This is a genomic window from Pseudoalteromonas sp. SR41-4 (genome assembly GCF_014163985.1).
GTDB classification, from domain to species: domain Bacteria; phylum Pseudomonadota; class Gammaproteobacteria; order Enterobacterales; family Alteromonadaceae; genus Pseudoalteromonas; species Pseudoalteromonas rhizosphaerae.
In genome coordinates, this window is sequence record NZ_JACJEI010000093.1 from 1 (window position 1) to 318 (window position 318).

1 protein-coding gene is annotated in these 318 nt (G+C 34.9%); it reads left to right on the forward strand.

What is annotated here, in order from left to right; translation table 11 throughout:
* A partial coding sequence (locus tag H5180_RS23365) for a transposase (RefSeq protein WP_182759265.1) occupies positions 1–279 on the forward strand: 279 nt, incomplete at its 5' end.
* Positions 280–318: the final 39 nt, after the last annotated feature.

The window sequence follows — 318 nt, forward strand, 5'->3', positions numbered from 1 at the left end:
GGCTCAGTGCTTTGTACTGATGGAAACTTATCATATAAAGGTATTGCTAAAGAACTCGACATTGACCATAAACGTTTGATTGGGTTGGATAACCAAAGAGTAGTAGAAGGTATTTACCATATCCAAACACTTAATAATTATATGATGCGATGGAAGGCATGGTTAAGACGTTTTAATGGCATTGGTACAGACTACATTGAGAATTATTTAAGCTGGTTTAGGTTTATGGAAGATAACACTGAGTATTCAGATCAAACATGGATAAAAGAGGCATTATGATATGAATTTTTTATACCCACACTCAACTACAACACAGCC